13 protein-coding genes are annotated in these 16,538 nt (G+C 67.8%); 9 read left to right on the forward strand and 4 right to left on the reverse strand.

Features of this window, described 5'->3' with window-relative positions; genetic code table 11:
* Positions 1-20 precede the first annotated feature (20 nt).
* Genes U1763_RS00625 through U1763_RS00635 form a run of 3 tightly spaced genes read right to left on the reverse strand, consistent with a single transcriptional unit; the run spans position 21 to position 2,852 of the window.
* The gene (locus U1763_RS00625; protein WP_332753654.1) at positions 21-1,235 is read right to left on the reverse strand and encodes an AMP-binding protein; all 1,215 of its coding nucleotides are present in this window, start codon (positions 1,233-1,235) and stop codon (positions 21-23) included.
* Positions 1,236-1,237: 2 nt separating this feature from the next.
* Positions 1,238-2,527, reverse strand: coding sequence for a sensor domain-containing diguanylate cyclase (locus U1763_RS00630; RefSeq protein WP_277982396.1), 1,290 nt, complete (start codon positions 2,525-2,527; stop codon positions 1,238-1,240).
* Between the two features lie 10 nt (positions 2,528-2,537).
* Positions 2,538-2,852 (reverse strand): phosphonate transporter, encoded by a 315-nt coding sequence (locus U1763_RS00635; RefSeq protein ID WP_277982397.1) that lies wholly within the window; start codon positions 2,850-2,852, stop codon positions 2,538-2,540.
* A 436-nt stretch (positions 2,853-3,288) separates the two neighbouring features.
* Between U1763_RS00635 and U1763_RS00640 the strand changes: the two genes are divergently transcribed.
* The gene (locus U1763_RS00640; protein ID WP_277982398.1) at positions 3,289-4,647 is read left to right on the forward strand and encodes a chloride channel protein; all 1,359 of its coding nucleotides are present in this window, start codon (positions 3,289-3,291) and stop codon (positions 4,645-4,647) included.
* 13 nt (positions 4,648-4,660) lie between these two features.
* Here the strand turns inward: U1763_RS00640 and U1763_RS00645 are convergent, their stop codons facing one another.
* Positions 4,661-5,569: a LysR family transcriptional regulator gene (locus U1763_RS00645; RefSeq protein WP_132896488.1), complete on the reverse strand. Its 909-nt coding sequence runs from the start codon at positions 5,567-5,569 to the stop codon at positions 4,661-4,663.
* A 108-nt stretch (positions 5,570-5,677) separates the two neighbouring features.
* On the opposite strand from U1763_RS00645, the gene U1763_RS00650 reads away from it, so the two are divergent.
* From U1763_RS00650 to U1763_RS00685, 8 genes are all read left to right on the forward strand, one after another.
* A complete protein-coding gene (locus tag U1763_RS00650; protein WP_332753655.1) occupies positions 5,678-6,883 on the forward strand; it encodes an MFS transporter in 1,206 nt (401 codons plus the stop codon).
* Entirely contained in the window at positions 6,883-7,860 is a 978-nt protein-coding gene (locus U1763_RS00655) for a TIGR03571 family LLM class oxidoreductase (protein WP_332753656.1), read from the forward strand. The genes U1763_RS00650 and U1763_RS00655 overlap by 1 nt, the downstream gene beginning before the upstream one ends.
* Before the next feature lie 26 nt (positions 7,861-7,886).
* Positions 7,887-8,804: an EthD domain-containing protein gene (locus U1763_RS00660; RefSeq protein ID WP_332753657.1), complete on the forward strand. Its 918-nt coding sequence runs from the start codon at positions 7,887-7,889 to the stop codon at positions 8,802-8,804.
* Between the two features lie 110 nt (positions 8,805-8,914).
* Positions 8,915-9,421 (forward strand): RNA polymerase sigma factor, encoded by a 507-nt coding sequence (locus U1763_RS00665; RefSeq protein ID WP_332753658.1) that lies wholly within the window; start codon positions 8,915-8,917, stop codon positions 9,419-9,421.
* Entirely contained in the window at positions 9,418-10,341 is a 924-nt protein-coding gene (locus U1763_RS00670; RefSeq protein WP_332753659.1) for a FecR family protein, read from the forward strand. The genes U1763_RS00665 and U1763_RS00670 overlap by 4 nt, the downstream gene beginning before the upstream one ends.
* A gap of 100 nt (positions 10,342-10,441) precedes the next feature.
* Entirely contained in the window at positions 10,442-13,342 is a 2,901-nt protein-coding gene (locus U1763_RS00675; protein WP_443026865.1) for a TonB-dependent receptor, read from the forward strand.
* Positions 13,342-14,616 carry a histidine-type phosphatase gene (locus U1763_RS00680; RefSeq protein WP_332753661.1) on the forward strand — a complete coding sequence of 425 codons (1,275 nt, stop codon included), beginning with the start codon at positions 13,342-13,344 and terminating at the stop codon, positions 14,614-14,616. Before U1763_RS00675 ends, U1763_RS00680 begins: the two co-directional genes overlap by 1 nt.
* 208 nt (positions 14,617-14,824) lie before the next feature.
* On the forward strand, positions 14,825-16,528 hold the full coding sequence (locus U1763_RS00685) for a catalase (protein ID WP_332753662.1): 1,704 nt from the start codon (positions 14,825-14,827) through the stop codon (positions 16,526-16,528).
* Positions 16,529-16,538 lie beyond the last annotated feature (10 nt).

Here is a 16,538-nt window from a genome sequence, read left to right on the forward strand (position 1 = left end):
GCGCCAGATCTTTGCGCAGGTCACCCCCAGTCGCAAAGCTTCCCCATCGCATCGCGCGGCAGCATATTTCCGAACCGGATACACTTTGGCCGTTCGGGTCCCGTCAGTTGATCGGCCGCCGCCCGGTCGATCCGCCCGCGGAGTTCGTCGGCGTCGCAATCATCATCGTCCGGCACGATGAACGCCTTCAGCCGCCCGTCGACGTGCAACCGGACCGCCGCGTCGGCGACCCCGTCTATCGCCCGCAGTATGTCGGCGATGCGTCCGGGCCAGACATTGTGGCCGCCGACCTGCACCGCGCCATCGCGCCGGCCGATCGGACGCAGGCAGCGGTCACCGATCCGCTCGATATGATCGGGCAGGTCATGATGCCCGCCACGTGCGTCACGCAGCTGCCATGCGCCGGCGCCGTCACCTTGCGCGGTGCCGGAGGGGATCAGCTGCCATCGTGGCAGCAACGCATGCGCAGTGGCCGGCAGATCGCGCAGCGCGATACCGCTGGTTTCCGAGGAGCCGTAGATATCGACCAGTCGCGTCAGCCCGATCGCGAGCAGGTCGGCCGCCAGCCGGTCGTCGAGCGGCCCCGCCGAGCTTACGCCGACGACGTCCGCGGGGAAGCAGCGGGTCAGGCGCACGATCGCGCGCCACTGGTCCGGTACGGCGACGACGAGGTCTCCCGCGATCAGATCGAGCGGCGTGCCGATCGTCCGGACGACGACCGGGACATTCAGCACAGCCGGCAGCAGCGCGGTCCAGATGATTCCGTAGAGATGATGCGCGGGGACCAGCGCTACCACGCGGCGGCGTCCGGCAAGCTGCGTCGCGAGGAACGCGGCCTCGTCGAGCAGGTCGACGGTCGCATGGGCGCAAGACTTGGGACTGCCGGTCGACCCCGATGTCCGAACCGTAATCCGACCATTGGTCGCATCCTGTCCGAGCATGATCCAATCGATCCACTCGCCGACGATGCGCGGCGGTTCCCGGCCCAGCAGCGCGTCGTCGAGGCAGAACGTCTCCGCCAACGCGCCCAGCGCGCCCAATTGCTCCATCGAATCCAGCCCCAGTCCGTCGTCGCCGATCGGCAGGGCTTCGAGCCAGTCGTCCGGCTGAACCGGCGCACCGCCGGTTGCGCGCCAGCGACGCAGTTCTGCGGCCACGACGGCGCACGCGATCCGGTGGACGGCGGCGCGGGAGAGGACGGCGCGGGAGAGGGCGGCGCGGGAGAGGGCGGTCACCGTCACGCCGCGCAGGCGGTGGACCGATAGACCCGATTGCGTCCTTCGCGCTTGGCCGCGTACAGGCGCTTGTCGGCGAGCGCGATGACCGCATCGATCGATCCGCCGGCCTCGTCGAGCGTCGCGCAGCCCAGGCTGGCCGTGACCTTTAGCGGCCCGCGCGGCGTGTCCAATTCCAGTGCGGCGATGGCCTTGCGCATGTCGTCGGCCAACCCGATCGCCTGCTCGTGATCGAAGCGGGGCAGCAGGACGCCGAACTCCTCGCCACCCAGTCGCGCGAAGATGCCGCGGGGCGGCAGAAGCAGCGTGCAGACCTCGGCGACCCGACGAAGCAGGACGTCGCCGACCGGATGGCCATGTGTATCGTTGACCGCCTTGAAATGATCGAGATCGAGGACGATCAACGACAATGACTGCCGCAGCTCGCGCCAATGCGCCTGCTCGCGCTCCATGATCTGGCTGAAGTGGCGGCGGTTCGACGCACCCGTCAGGTGATCGCAGGTCAGCAGGCGGCGCATGTCCTCGGCGGCTGCCTCGCGCCGCGGGACATCGCGCAGGATCACCGAAAAGCCGGTCGGGCGCGGACCATCGCCATCGGATCGCGCGACCACGAGGCGCTGGCACCAATAGCGTTCGCCATCGGCGCGTTGCTGCCACCCCTCTTGCAGATGCCAGCCATCGCGCGCAGCGATTTCGAGCTGCTCGTCGAGACGCAGGTCGCCGCCGGACGTGTCGCTGTCGAGAACGTCCGCCAGATTATGGCCGGTCACCGCAGCACAGTCATGACCGGTCTGCTTGGTGAAGCAGGCATTGGCCGACGCGATCCGGCCATCCGGCGTGATCGCGAGCGCGGCATATTCGTTGACCCCGTCCAGCAGAGTCGCGAACCAGGTGTCCGCCTGCCGCAGCCGCTCCTCCTGGACGACCTGCTGGCTGATATCGCTCAGCGTCACCATCAGGCGATCCGCGCCCAGCTTGACGATCGTACAGGCGAGCACCTTTGGTGCCTGTGCGCGCCGGCCCTGACCGAGATCGACGAAGATCCGATGCCCGTCGCAGATCTTGCCGGTAGCGGCGGCATAGCCCGCGACGATGCTCCGCAATTCCGGGGCGTGCTGCTCGAACGCGGTGAACAGATTGCCGGCATCGCGCGGCCCGGCAAGCGGTAGCAGATGCTGCATCGCATGCGGGTTCATCAAGGCGATGTCGCCGGTCAGGTCGCATTCGATCAACCCGACGGGGCATGCATACAGGAATTCTAGAAGCTGTTCCTCGCTCGACTTGCCGGTCATCGATGCAACCTCATCGTTCGATCAGGATGTAGCGGCGTGGCATCCCCGCGTTCGCGAGCAGCCGCAGGCGAACTTTCGTCGGGCGCATCCGCAAGGTAAGCACATAGGGGACGATGTCATCGATGTCCGGCTCGTCCTCGAACCGCTGCGCAACCAGGAAGTTGTTCATGCACTGCGCGACGGCGTCGAAGAACGGCACACCCATGACCGTCGAGGGATCCAGTCCCGACATCCGCGCCTCGGTCGCGTTGTAGGTCTGCACGATCGTGTCCGCCCCGAAGCCGACCACCCCGAACGGCAGCGCATCGCGATCTTCGTCGGACATGGACTCGAGATCGTTCAGCGAAACGACGTCAAAACTCGCATCTGTGGTCGGCACGAACAATAGCTCCCTCAACGGCTGGATAATGCCCCAAGATCGTTAAACATCAGCTAAGAATAGTGTCGGGTCGCAGTGCGTTAGGGATCGCGCCGAAGGGCCGCACATGACCCGGTACGAGCGCGCATGTACGCGGCCGAGTTTGCGGTTGCCGCGCTCCATTACGCCGGTTGGCGACGCTCCCGCTGTCCACGCCAGGACGTCGCGCCCGATCGTCGGCTGGCGCGTTAGCGGTGCCGCGCCGCATAGGCGTCACGGTCGCGCGCAAGCGTGTCCGCGTCTGTCTTATCACGGCATCCGCTTCTGCTCCCGCATCGTCGGTGTCTCGGGCAGAGGTCCGCATCGGGGTGACGCCGCCCGCATCCTGATCTAGGTCGGCCTCATGGCTGCGTTTCTCGATCGTCTGATGCCGGCAAAGCGCTGGACCCCGTCCCGGTATCGCGCGCTGCTGCGAGCACGTGGTCCTCGCTCGGTCCAGTTCCGGACGCGCGCGGCCATCCTCGTCGGCGCGATCCTCGTCGGCATCGTTGCGACGCTGTTCGCCGAGGCGGCTGACCGGGCGGCGGCGATGTTCGCCGGCTATGCCCGCCGCTGGCACTGGTTGCCGTTGTTGACGACTCCGTTGACGTTCATGGCGCTGGTCTGGCTCACGCGTCGATACGCACCGTTCGCGCGCGGATCGGGTATCCCACAGGTCATCGCCGCGCAGGCCGATCCCAACGCCGCGACGCGGACGCTGATCTCGGTGCGCACGGTCGCGGCCAAGGCGGTGCTGACGATCGGCGCGGTGCTCGGTGGCGCGTCGGTCGGGCGCGAGGGACCGACCGTCCAGCTTGCCGCCGCGGTGATGGGGGCGACGCACCGCATCCTGCGCGTGCCGCTGCGTGGCGGCGTGCTGATCGCCGGCGGTGCGGCAGGCGTCGCCGCTGCCTTCAACACGCCGCTGGCCGGACTGATGTTCGCGATCGAGGAACTGGCGTCGGCCTATGAACAGCGCGTGACGCTGCTGGTGCTCGCCGCGATCGTGATCGCCGGGATGGTCGCGCAGTCTGTCCAGGGCGACTATATCTATTTTGGTGCGATCGGCGCGCATATGCCGTTGCTGTCGGCGCTGCTCGTCGCACCGGTCGCGGGGATCGCCGGCGGGATGGCGGGTGGCCTGTTCTCGCGCACGCTGCTGGCGATGGCGCTCGCCCGCAACCGGGTGACGCAGTGGACCCGCGCCAACCCGGTCGCATTCGCGGGCGGCTGCGGCGTGGTGGTGGCGGTTCTGGGCGTGGCGACCGGGTTGACCTGGGGCACCGGCTATTCCGCGGCGCGCGCGATGATCGTCGGGGTCGATGCGCCCTTGTGGTTCGGACCGGCCAAGTTCGTGGCGACCGCCGCGACCGCGATCGCAGGGCTGCCGGGCGGGATCTTCGCGCCATCGCTCGCGGTCGGTGCAGGCGTCGGCAATCTGCTGCGGCAGGTATTCCCCGGCGAGCCGGCAAGCGCGATCGTCATCCTCGGTATGGTCGCGTATTTCGCAGGCGTCGTCCGCGCGCCGCTGACCGCGGTCATCATCCTGTCCGAGACGACCGCGAGCCGGGGGCTGATGCTGCCGATGTTCGCGACCGCGTTCATCGCCGACGCCGCCAGCCAGTGGGTCTGTCGCGAGAAACTCTATCACGGGTTGTCCAGGACGTTCGCCGTCCCGGCCGCCCAGCCGTCCGCCGTCCCGCCCGTCACCCCGGCACGCTGACCGGCACCGCCGGTCACTCGATCCGCAACCCCTCGGTCAGCGCTTCGAGCAGCGCGTCGACCTTGGGCGTAAGCTGGCGGCTTCGGCGCCAGACCAGATGCAGCGGCAGGCCGACCGTCGCCAGTTCCGGGAGGATCTCGACAAGCTCGCCGCGATCTAGCTCGTCCTTGATCAGCCACGTCGCGAGCTGCGCGATCCCGAACCCTGCTTTCACCGCGCCGACCTGCGCTTCGGCGCTGCCGAGGACGATGCGGGCTTCCATCGGGTATTCCTCGATGCGCCCGGCGTCGCGGGCGAACCGCCAGTTGGCCGTGCTGCCATCGCCGCGGCCATAGAGGATGGAGTCGAACGCCGCGAGCGCATCGGCATTCGCAGGCATGCCCCGCCGCTCCAGATAGGCGGGGGATGCGCAGATGATGACGCGCTCGCTGCCGAGGTAGCGGTGACCGAGATTGTCCGGCCAGGGTTCCCCCGCGCCGATCCGGATCGCGACGTCGACGCCCTCCTCGACGATGTCGATCTTGCGGTCGGTGAAGGTGATGCTCGGGCGCAAGTTCGGGTGGCGTTCGGCAAAGGCGAGCAGCAGCGGCATCGCCTGCATCCGCCCGAACGCGATCGGCACGTCGACCTTCAACCGCCCGACGATCTCCGATCGGTGCGCTGCAAGCACCGCCTCGGCATCGGCAAGCTCGCCGAGTACCCGCACGCATGTTTCGTAGAAAGCGGCACCGACGTCGGTCAGCGTCAGGCGGCGGGTGGTCCGTTCGAACAGCCGACTGCCCAGCCGCGCCTCGAGCCGCGCGACACTCTTGCTGACCGCCGAATTGGTCAGGTTGAGCCGCGCCCCGGCGGCGGTGAAGCTGCCCGCATCGGCGGTGCAGACAAAGGCTTCGATACCCTTGAGACGTTCCGACGGGATCATGGGGATGCGTCCATTATGGAATAATTGTCGCTCTATGCACGAATTAATGCCGCACGACGTGCGTTTTCGTCGCGCGTAGAGAGGGCGACATTTAGGAGTCCTTTGCCAATGTCGTCCCCCAGCCATTCTATCCACGCCGCCCCGCCGGGCACCGAGTCGGCGGGGCATGGCCTCGCCGTGCTGCTACTGGCGATCTCCGCGTTCGTGATCGTCACCACCGAGTTCATCATCGTCGGACTGTTGCCAAGCCTCGCGCGCGATCTCGGCATCTCGATCACCGTCGCGGGGCAGCTCGTCACGCTGTTCGCCTTCACGGTCATGCTCGCAGGGCCGTTCCTGACCGCGATGCTCTCGCACTTCGAGCGCAAGCGGCTGTTCGTCGTGATCCTCGTGATCTTCGCCGGTGCGAACGCTCTGGCCGCCGCAGCGCCCGATATCTGGGTCCTCGGCCTCGCGCGGTTCCTGCCGGCGCTGGCGCTACCGGTGTTTTGGGGCACCGCCAGCGAAACCGCAGGTGAGCTCGCAGGTCCGGAAAAGGCCGGCAAGGCGGTCGCCAACGTCTATCTCGGGATTTCCGGCGCGATGGTGCTCGGCATTCCGCTCGGTACGCTCGCCTCGACCGCGTTCGGCTGGCGCGGGACGTTCTGGGGGCTGTCGGGGCTGTCGCTGCTGATGGCGGTGCTGTTGCTGGTCGTGATGCCGACGCTGGCACGCCCCGCGCGCGTCAGGCTCGCCGAACAGGCCCGCATCCTCAAGGACCCGTATTTCCTCGGCAACGTCGTGCTGTCGGTCATCGTCTTTACCGCGATGTTCACCGCCTATACCTATCTCGCCGACACGCTCGAGCAGATCGCGCATATCCCGGCAGGGCAGGTCGGCTGGTGGCTGATGGGCTTCGGGATCGTCGGTCTCGCCGGTAACTGGCTGGGCGGGCAGTTCGTCGGCCGCGGGCCGCTGCTGGTGACGGCGATCACGGCGTTGGTGCTGGCGATCGGCATGGCGGCGACGACGTTGGTCGCGGGCTCGACCGTCTGGCTGGCGATCGCGCTCGCGGTCTGGGGCATCGCCAACACCGCGCTCTATCCGATCTGCCAGGTGCGCGTCATGCAGTCGGCGAGCCATGCGCAGGCGCTGGCGGGCACGCTCAACGTCTCGATGGCCAATGCCGGCATCGGCCTCGGCGCGATCATCGGCGGTTCGGTGATCCAGCATCTCGGGCTCGGCGCAGTCGGCTATGTTGCCGCCGCGATCGCGATCCTCGCGGTGCTGGTGACGCCGCTGGTGCACCGGCTGAAGGCCCGGAGCGCCAGCTGATGGACACGCCGGACGCACTGGCACCGGATCTGGCCGGACACGCCGCCTATGCGCGCGTGTTCCAGCCCGGCCGGCTGACGCTGGGCTTCATCGCCCCGCTCGAAGCGTATCCGACCGCGCCGTGGCCGACGCTTGCCGATCACGCGGCACTGGCGCGAAAGGTTGATGCGCTCGACTTCGCGGCGATCTGGCTGCGCGACGTGCCGTTCTACGATCCGGGCTTCGGCGACGTCGGGCAAGTCCTCGATCCGATGGTCTATGCCGGCTGGCTCGCCGCGCAGACGACTCGGATCGCGATCGGCACCGCGGGTATCGTCCTGCCGCTGCGCGATCCGCTGATCGTCGCCAAGCAGGCGGCGAGCGTCGACCAGTTGCTCGGCGGGCGCTTTCTGCTCGGGCTGTCGACCGGCGACCGGCCGTCGGAGTTCGCCGCGTTCAACAGCAATCTCGACGATCGTCCCGAACGCTACCGCGATGCGATCGACGTCATCCGCGCCGCGACCGAACGGTCGTTCGCCCGGCATGCGTCTGCGTATTACGGCACGCTCGACGGCAGCATCGACATGGTCCCCAAACCGATCGGACCGCGGTTGCCGATCCTCGCGATCGGCCGCGCCGGGCAGACGCTGGACTGGCTCGGTGCGAACACCGATGGCTGGATCTGGCATCTCAGCGACGCGCGGCGCCTGCCCGACGTTCTCGCCCGGTGGCGAACGGCAACCGCCGGCGGCCCGTACAAGCCTTACGGCTACGGTGCGATGTTCGACCTGCTCGCGGACCCGGATGCACCGCTGGCCTATGCCAGCGGCGGTATCCGCAGCGGTCGCAACGCGCTGATCGACCTCTGGAAGCGTCAGCGAGACGAGGGCGTGGCGCACGTCGCGCTCAACCCCAAGCCGTCGCGCCGCCCCTTCGCGGACGTGGCCGACGAACTCGCGGCCTATGTCCTGCCGCATTTTCCGACCGACGCGCGTTAACCCCCCTCATCATCAGGATGTCACCCATGCCCAAGGTTTCCACCACGACCGATTACGCATCGCGCGACGCGAGTATCGCGATCAACAGCTACACGACCGTCCTGCGCCGCCCCCGCGTGCCGCACGACGTGTTCGCGACCTATTGGCGCGACGTCCACGGCCCGCTGTGCTCGCGCATCCCGGGTCTCGGCTGGTACGTCCAGAACCATCTGAACCGCGAACAGGACGCGCATCTCTGGCCAGCGATCGACGGCATTGCACCGTTCGACGACTATGAACTCGATGGCGGGGTCGAGATCGGGTTCGCATCGAAGGCCGATCAGGACGTCTTCAACGCGGCGAGCCACATCCTGTTCGCCGACGAGCAGAACATGTTCGCGGCCACCGTCGCCTATGCGCTGCCCAACGGATCGCGCACGCTGGTCGACCGCATCGCCGATCCGATCCCCAATGGCGACGACGGCTTCGACCGTATCCACGTCCACTTCGGCGCGGCCGACGGCGACGCCGAGACGTTCGCCACGTTCATGACCGAGTTTGCCGAAACGCTCGCCGCCGACGCCGCGGTGTTGAAGCTTCGCCTCCACGTGCCGGACCGCTACGACAATGCCGAACCCGCCCCGCCGGCACCCAATGTCGATCATCTGGTACCCCCGGAGCGCGCACGGATCGCGGTAATCGAACTCGCCTTCGAAAGCCCGCTGACCCGGCGTGCGTTCTTCGAATCCGACGCGTTCACCGCAACGCACGCTGCGCAAAAGGCGCACATCGCGTATGTCTCGGCCTTCGCGGTCAGCGGCGTCTACACCTATGTCCGCGACAAGCAGCTCACCACCGCCGGGTTGCGCGGCAGCCGTCAGGCGCAGCTGATCGAGCGGCTCGGCGCCAACAATCAGGTGGCCGCCGACGTGCGCGGTCTGATGCACACGGGCTCCGTCGACTAGCGATCGTTGACGTCGCGGTGTTTGCGGATCGGGATCGGCGACGTCCGTGTCATTGATCCGACCCCGTGACGTCATCAAACTGTACCGGCAGGCTCATACCCGGTCGGGGGATGACTGCTGCCAACCTCACCGCCACCGATCCTGCGCCACGCAGTCTGTGGCAGGGTTGGTCGCGTTTGCGCGCGCAGGTCGAGCGGATGACGCGGCGCACGGATGGCGAGGATCTGCTCCATGACGCCTATGTCAGCATGGCGGGGCTGGCGAACGCGCCGCGCAACGACGAGGCGTTTCTGGTCCACGCCGCGGTCAACCGGGGTCGCGATGCGTTTCGCCGGGAGGCGGTGCGCGGGGCGTGCGAACCGGCCGAGACGATCGACTGGCTGCGCGACCCCGCACCGATCCAGGACGAGGTGATGATCGCCAAGGCGCGGCTGGCGCGGGTTCGCGAGGGCATCGACCGGCTCACACCCAGGACCCGCGAGATATTTCTGATGCAGCGGCTCGACGGGTATAAATACCGCGAGATTGCCGAACGGCTGGACATCAGCCAGGGCGCGGTCGAGAAGCACATGGCCAAGGCGATGACCTTCTTGGCCGATTGGACGGAGGGTTGGTGAGTTTCGCGATGCCCGGCCGCCGTTCCTCGAACAGCTTTGATGCGAACCCGGCTGCAACCAACCGAAGCGCGGCCGACTGGATCGCGCGGCTCAATGCCGACGACGCGACCGCGCAGGACGCGGCGAACTTCCGGCGTTGGCTCGCCGCGAACCCCGATCATGCCGACCGGTTCGAGCGTGCTACCGATCTTTGGGACATGGTGCGGGGAACGGCGCCGTCGCGAGCACCGGTGACGCGGCGCCGGGCGATCGCCGGTCTCGTGGCGCTGACTGCGACGACCGCCGGCGGAACGATCGCATTCCAGGCCGCGCATGCCGCGACGCCGTACGAGACGGGGATCGGCGAACAGCGGCGGATCGGGCTTCGCGATGGTTCGTCGCTGCTGCTCGACGCGGCAACGCGTGTTCGCCTGATCGCGACCGCTGAGCGGCGTCAGCTCTGGCTTGAGCGCGGTCGGGTCGACCTGACCGTGGCGCCGCGGACCATCCCGTTCACGATCGACGCGGGGCGCGGGGACATGACCGCAAGCGCAGGCCGGTTCGACCTGCGCCGCGACCGCGAAGACCGGGTGGCGGTGACCGCGATCGAGGGGAGCGCTACAGAGACCACCGGCGGCGCAAGGCAGCTGACCGGTGGCGAGCGCCTGGTCGATGGCCGGATCGACCGCCCCGACCTCGCCGCGACGCAGGCCTGGACGAGCGGCCGCGCGGCGTTCCACGACGATACGCTGACGACAGTCGCCGAAGAGGCCAACCGCTACAGCACGACCCGGCTGGTGATCGCCGACCCGGCGGTCGCCGAAGTGCGCGTCAGCGGGATGTACCGGATGGGCGACAACGTCGCGCTCGGCCGGTCGCTCGCCACGCTGCTCGAGCTGCGGGTGCGGACAATCGAGGGCGCGGTCCTGCTCGGCGGATAAAGTTTGCCGCAATTCGCTGTGGGGTGGGGTGGGGTAGATCGATCCTCGCCCGTCGAGGAGGTGCGGCATCATCGCCGCCTTCCTTGGGGGGATGAACACCGTGATCACCAATCGCCGGCGTCTGCGCCGATCGTTCGTGCTGGGCGCCGCCGTTGCTGCGCTGTCGACCGCCTTTCTCGCCACCGCCGCGACCGCGCAGGCGCGCGTAACGCTGCATCTCGTAGCCCAACCGCTCGGCAAGGCGCTCGAAGCGCTCGCCCGCCAGAGCGGCACCGACATCCTGTTCACGCCCGCCGCGGTCGCCGGAATGACCGCCCCCGCGCTCAACGGCACGATGGCCCCGCAGGCTGCGGTCGAGCGCCTGATTAGCGGCACGCGGCTCACCGTGCGTCGCGAGGCCAATGGCGCGCTGCTCGTCTCGGGTGCGATCGTCGGCACCGCGCCACAGACGGTGGCGACCGATGCTCCTCAGACCGACACCGCCGATATCGTCGTCACCGGCTATGCCAGCAGCCTGACCACCGCGCTTGCGCAGAAGCGCAAGGCGACCAACGTCATCGACGTCGTCAAGGCCGAGGACATCGGCAAATTCCCCGCGCAAAACATCGCCGAGGCGCTCCAGCGCGTCCCCGGTGTCTCGATCGTCCGCGATCGCGGCGAAGGCGTGTTCGTCCGGATCCGCGGGCTCGGCGCCAATTTCCAGGTGGTGACGCTCAACGATCGCTCGGTCGCGGTGAACGAGAACGTCCGCGACAGCGGCCAGAGCGGCCGCCAGTTCCGCTTCGACACGCTGCCGTCCGAACTGATGTCCGCGGTCGAGGTGATCAAGAGCCCGCGCGCGAGCCTCGACGAAGGCGGCATCGGCGGCACCATCAACCTGCGCACCTTCCGCCCGCTCGACCTCAAGAAGCCCGTGCTGTCGCTGTCCGCCACCGCCAGTTCGCCGCGGCTTGCCGATACGGTCGACCCGCGCCTGTCCGGCATGGCGAGCTGGGCGAGCCCCGACGGCAAGATCGGCGCGCTGATCGCCGCCGTCTATGACGAGCGCACCACCCGTCAGGACCGCATCACCGGCGTCGGCTGGGCGGACGGCAAGATCGATACCGACGGCAACGGCTCGCTCGACAGCGAGACGATCCTGATCCCCACCGCGATCCGCCCGACGCTGGAGCGCGAGAACCGCGACCGCATCGGTCTCAACGGCGCGGCGCAGTGGAAGCCCGACGACCGGTTCGAGCTGAACGTCGACGGGCTCTGGAGCCGGCTGAACGTCGCCTATGACGAGCTGACCTATTCGGCGGCGGATGGCGCCGGCCTGCCGCGCGGGATTGTACCGGGTAGCGCGGTGATCGAGAATGGCGTGCTGACCGGCGCGACGACGACCGCCTCGACCACGCAGATCGGTCGCGAGACGTCGGTGTTGCAGTACAAGAACTGGCTGGTCGGCACGAATGCCCGGTGGCAGGCGGACGGCTGGACGATCGCCGCGGACGGCAGCATCGGCCAGGCGTATTCGAACACGCCCGAGCCGATCTATCGGACCCGCCTGCTCGGGACAGTCGGCGCGACGATGTTCGACTTCGGCAAGGCGGGCGACCGGCTGCCCAACGTCACGCTGCTGAACGCCGACCTGTCGAACCCGGCACTGCTGCCCGGACGGCGGATCGAATACCGCGTCAACGACTCCAAGGACCGCGAACGCGCCGCGAAACTCGACATCACGCGTGACCTCACCGGCGTCTTCAGCGCGCTGCACGCTGGCGCAAAATACCAGAAGCGGACGCGCGCCTATAATCGCCGCGACATCAACTTCACGAGCGGCATCACCGGCAAGTATTTCGACGCCAGCTATTTCGTGCCGTTCCCGGTCGATGACTTCTTGGACGGTGCCAAGGGCGATCTGCCGACGACCTGGGCGATACCGGACCCAGCCAAGTTCCTCGCCGCCGCCACCGGCAAGGAAGCGTTGCTCGCCGCCCCGCTCGCGCGCGGCGATCTGCGCAACAGCTATGCGATCGGCGAGGAGATCCTGGCGGGCTACGGGATGGCCGACTTCGCGTTCCCGATTGGCGGCATCGCGGTGCGCGGCGACGTCGGCGTGCGCTATGCCCGGACGCGCCAGACCTCGTCGGGCTATGCCGACGACGGCAAGGTCGCGCTGCCGGTCAGCTACGCGAAGACCTACGACAATTTCCTCCCCTCGCTCAATCTGGTCGCCGAGTTCACCCCCAAATTGCAGATGCGCTTCGCCGCCTCGAAGGTGATCACCCGGCCGTCGCTCGCCGATCTGGCCCCGCGCCTGACGATCAATTCGAGCCCGACCGTCCTCACCGCGGTCGGCGGCAACCCCGAATTGAAGCCGTTCGAGGCGTGGCAATATGACGGCACGGTCGAATGGTATTTCGCGCCGGGCAGCGCGCTGGTCGGCGGCGTGTTCTACAAGGACATCACCACCTTCGTGTTCCAGCAGACGCGCGACTTCGTCCTCGATGGCCAGACCTATCGCCTGACCGCGCCCAAGAATGGCGGCGACGCCTATGTCGCAGGGATCGAGGTCGCCTATCAGCAACTTTTCAAGATGCTCCCCGCGCCGTTCGATGGTCTCGGCGCGCAGGCGAACTACACGCACACCGCGACTGGCGGCACCTATGCGCTGGCGACGGGCGGCACGTTCCGCGACGCGCTGGTCGACGTCGCCAAGGACAGCTTCAACCTGACGGCGTTCTACGAGAAGAACCGCGTCGGCGCACGCGTCAGCTACAGCTGGCGCGGCAACGTGCTGCGCGACGTCGGCGGGGCCGGGCTTGCTGCGAACAACGACAGCGCGTTCGGCAGTCTCGATTTCGACATGTCGTACAAGGTCACGCCGAACGTCACCTTCGTCGTGCAGGGTATGAACGTCGCCGGCGGCGTCCAGTGGCAATATGTCCGCGACAATCAGTTTGCGGGCTACACGGATTACGGCCGCACGTTCACCGCCGGCGTCCGGGCGAAGTTCTGATGCGGGTCGCACCGCTCGCAGCCGGCTTCGCACTGGTCGTCTCGACCATGGCGGGGGCGGTTGCGGCGCAGACCACACCGCCGCCACAGGACAAACTCGAACGCGTCGTTATCGTCATGCGCCACGGCGTTCGCAGCGCGATGTCGAGCCCGGAAGACCTCGGCCGCTACAGCCGCCGGGCGTGGCCGCGGTTCGCGGTACCGCCGGGCCATCTGACCGCCAACGGCGCGACGCTCGTGACGATGCTCGGTGGCTGGTACCGCGACCATTACCGGCAGTTGGGGCTGCTCGGCGCAAACGACTGCGCGGTCTATTATTGGGCGAACCATACGCAGCGGACCGAGGCGACCGCCACCGCACTCGCCGCCGGCCTGACGCCGGGATGTGCAGCGACGATCCACCAGTTCGCCGCGGCCCCCGATCCGCTGTTCGAGGCACCACAGACGCCGCTCGCGCCACTCGACCCGCAGCGGATGCTGGCGGCGATATCCGCGCGAGTGGACGGCAACCTCGCCGCCTGGGATGCGCGGCAGGCCCCCGATCGCGACCGGTTCGAGGCGCTGTTGCTGCAATGTCACCGCATCCCCTGCTCGGCGGTCGAGCGGACCAGGGTGCAGCGCCGCCTGAGCGACACGCCCGTCGGGGTGCGGATCGACGATGGCAAACCGGACCTGACATCCCCCAGCCTGCAAGTCGCCGGGATCGCCGAGAGCCTGGTGATGGCCTATGCCGACGGGCTCGCCTTCCCCGGATGGCGCGGGATCGATGCGGCGACGATCGGCAAGGCGCTCGTCGTGCACGGCGCCGGCATCGACCTGCGCACCCGCACGCCGGAGGTGGGACGCCAGACCAGCAGCTACCTCGCGATGCGGCTACTCGCCACGCTCCAGCGCGGTGCCGGCGCGACCGCACTCGCCGATCCGATCGGCGATGCGGAGAAGATCGTCGTCCTCAGCGGGCACGACGGCACCGTGACGATGCTCGCCGGACTGCTCGGCCTGAACTGGAAACTGCGGGACTATGGCAAGGGCGAAGCTGCACCCGGTGGCGGGCTCGTGTTCGAGGTCTGGCGTCTCACCACGACCGGCCAGCAGGTCGTCCGTATCAACTATGTCGCACAACGGCTCGACCAGATGCGATACCGCACGCCGCTGTCGATCGACGCACCGCCGGAGCTGGCCGCATTGTCCATCGCCGGTTGCGCCGACCCCTGTTCGTTGCCACGTTTTACGACGCACCTGCTCGGCACGGTGTCGGCCGACCCGCAACATTGACGGCGTGCGAAACGCAGGGCGCCGGTGCTTCTGCCGCCCTCAAGGATAACCGACGATAACGCCTCCGGAACGGCCGATCGACGGACTCGATCGCTGTCATGGATATTCCCCGTTTCGAAAGCGGGCATCGTTCGACCAGGGACCGCGGCTCGCCGCACGTTCCGTGCGGGCACGCGTCTACGGGCGCGAGCACAGACAAAGGGTCCCGATGAAGAACTTGAACAGCCGTCAGGCGATGGCGGCGATGCTGCTCGTCGCAGCCTCGCCCAGCGCCCTCATCCAGCCGGTTGCCGCGCAGACGATGACGCCAGCCGACACGCAGGCCGAGACCCGCATGACCACCGCGGCCGCGCCGGTCAGCGCCGGCAAGCCCGCGCTCGCGCAGGCGGGCGTCGCAGGAACGGTCGATGCGAAGGGCGATGCAGGCAGCGCCACGACCCTGCAGATGACCCGGGACAACGGTGCGCCGATCGGCGAGAACCGTAACTCGAAGGCAGCTGGCGATCTTGGTCCGGTGCTGCTCGAAGACACCACGCTGATCGAAAAGCTCGCCCGGTTCGACCGCGAGCGTGAGCCCGAGCGCGTCGTCCATGCGCGCGGCACCGGCGCGCACGGCGTGTTCACCGCGACCGCCGATATCTCGAACATCACCAGCGCATCGCTGTTCGCGAACGGCAAGCAGACGCCTGTGTTCGTCCGCTTCTCGACCGTGATCCACCCGTCGGGCAGCCCCGAGGGCATGCGCGACCCACGCGGCTTCGCGACCAAGTTCTACACCGATCAGGGCAATTGGGATCTCGTCGGCAACAACCTGCCGATCTTCTTCATCCGCGACGCGATCCAGTTTCCGGACATGATCCACTCGCTGAAGCCCTCGCCGGTCACCAACAAGCAGGACCCCAACCGCTTCTTCGACTTCTTCTCGGCCACGCCCGAGGCGACGAACATGCTCGCCCACGTCTATTCGAACCTCGGCACGCCCGCGTCGTACCGGACGATGGACGGCAACGGCGTCCACGCGTTCAAGCTGGTCAATGCCAAGGGCGAAACCGTGTTCGCCAAGTTCCGCTGGATCAGCCGCCAGGGCGTGAAGAACCTCAACGGCGCACAGGTCGCGACCGCGTCGTGGAACTACCTCACCGACGATCTCTACGGCGAGATCGCCAAGGGTGACTTCCCGACCTGGGATCTGATGGTGCAGACGATGAAGCCATCCGAGTTCGCCAAGCTCGACTATAATCCGTTCGACGACACCAAGGAGTGGCTGGGCGTGCCGTTCCGCAAGATCGGCGAGATGACGCTCAACAAGGTGCCGACCAACTTCTTCGAGTTCACCGAGCAGTCGGCGTTCGCGCCCGCCAACATGGTGCCGGGGATCGAGGCGTCGCCCGACCGTATGCTCCAGGGCCGGCTGTTCTCCTATTCGGATACGCAGCGTCACCGCATCGGCGCCAACGTCATGCAGTTGCCCGTCAACCGGCCGCTTGCCAGCGTCGTCAACAACAATCAAGACGGTCAGCTCGATCACGCCACGCGGACCTCGGACGTCAATTATTTCCCGGCAGCAACCGCCGCGAAGTCGACCGACGCCCGCTACCGCGCCTCGACCTACGCGGTCGATGCGACGGTCGACGCCAAGCCGATCGCCAAGACCAACAACTTTGCGCAGGCGGGCGAGTTCTACCGCGCACTGAAGCCGCAGGACCGGACCGACCTCGTCACCAACCTGGCGGGCGACCTGAACGTCGTCACGTCGGCGCGGACGAAGACGATCATGGTCAGCTATTTCTACCAGGCGGATCAGGACTTCGGCACGCGCCTCGCGACCGCGGTCAACGTGCCGATGGCGGACGTGTCGCGCGCCGTCGCGGAATACCGCACCGCGAACCCGGCGCAGACTGCGCGCCGCTGAGAAGCGGGCA

This window comes from Sphingomonas sorbitolis, assembly GCF_036663875.1.
Lineage (GTDB): Bacteria > Pseudomonadota > Alphaproteobacteria > Sphingomonadales > Sphingomonadaceae > Sphingomonas.

Excerpts from the sequence above, each read along its gene's own strand:
- U1763_RS00630 (WP_277982396.1), bottom strand. The coding sequence starts at position 2,527 with ATGACCGGCAAGTCGAGCGAGGAACAGCTTCTAGAATTCCTGTATGCA.
- U1763_RS00635 (WP_277982397.1), bottom strand. The coding sequence starts at position 2,852 with ATGTCCGACGAAGATCGCGATGCGCTGCCGTTCGGGGTGGTCGGCTTC.
- U1763_RS00640 (WP_277982398.1), top strand. The coding sequence starts at position 3,289 with ATGGCTGCGTTTCTCGATCGTCTGATGCCGGCAAAGCGCTGGACCCCG.
- U1763_RS00645 (WP_132896488.1), bottom strand. The coding sequence starts at position 5,569 with ATGATCCCGTCGGAACGTCTCAAGGGTATCGAAGCCTTTGTCTGCACC.
- U1763_RS00650 (WP_332753655.1), top strand. The coding sequence starts at position 5,678 with ATGTCGTCCCCCAGCCATTCTATCCACGCCGCCCCGCCGGGCACCGAG.
- U1763_RS00655 (WP_332753656.1), top strand. The coding sequence starts at position 6,883 with ATGGACACGCCGGACGCACTGGCACCGGATCTGGCCGGACACGCCGCC.
- U1763_RS00660 (WP_332753657.1), top strand. The coding sequence starts at position 7,887 with ATGCCCAAGGTTTCCACCACGACCGATTACGCATCGCGCGACGCGAGT.
- U1763_RS00665 (WP_332753658.1), top strand. The coding sequence starts at position 8,915 with ATGACTGCTGCCAACCTCACCGCCACCGATCCTGCGCCACGCAGTCTG.
- U1763_RS00680 (WP_332753661.1), top strand. The coding sequence starts at position 13,342 with ATGCGGGTCGCACCGCTCGCAGCCGGCTTCGCACTGGTCGTCTCGACC.
- U1763_RS00685 (WP_332753662.1), top strand. The coding sequence starts at position 14,825 with ATGAAGAACTTGAACAGCCGTCAGGCGATGGCGGCGATGCTGCTCGTC.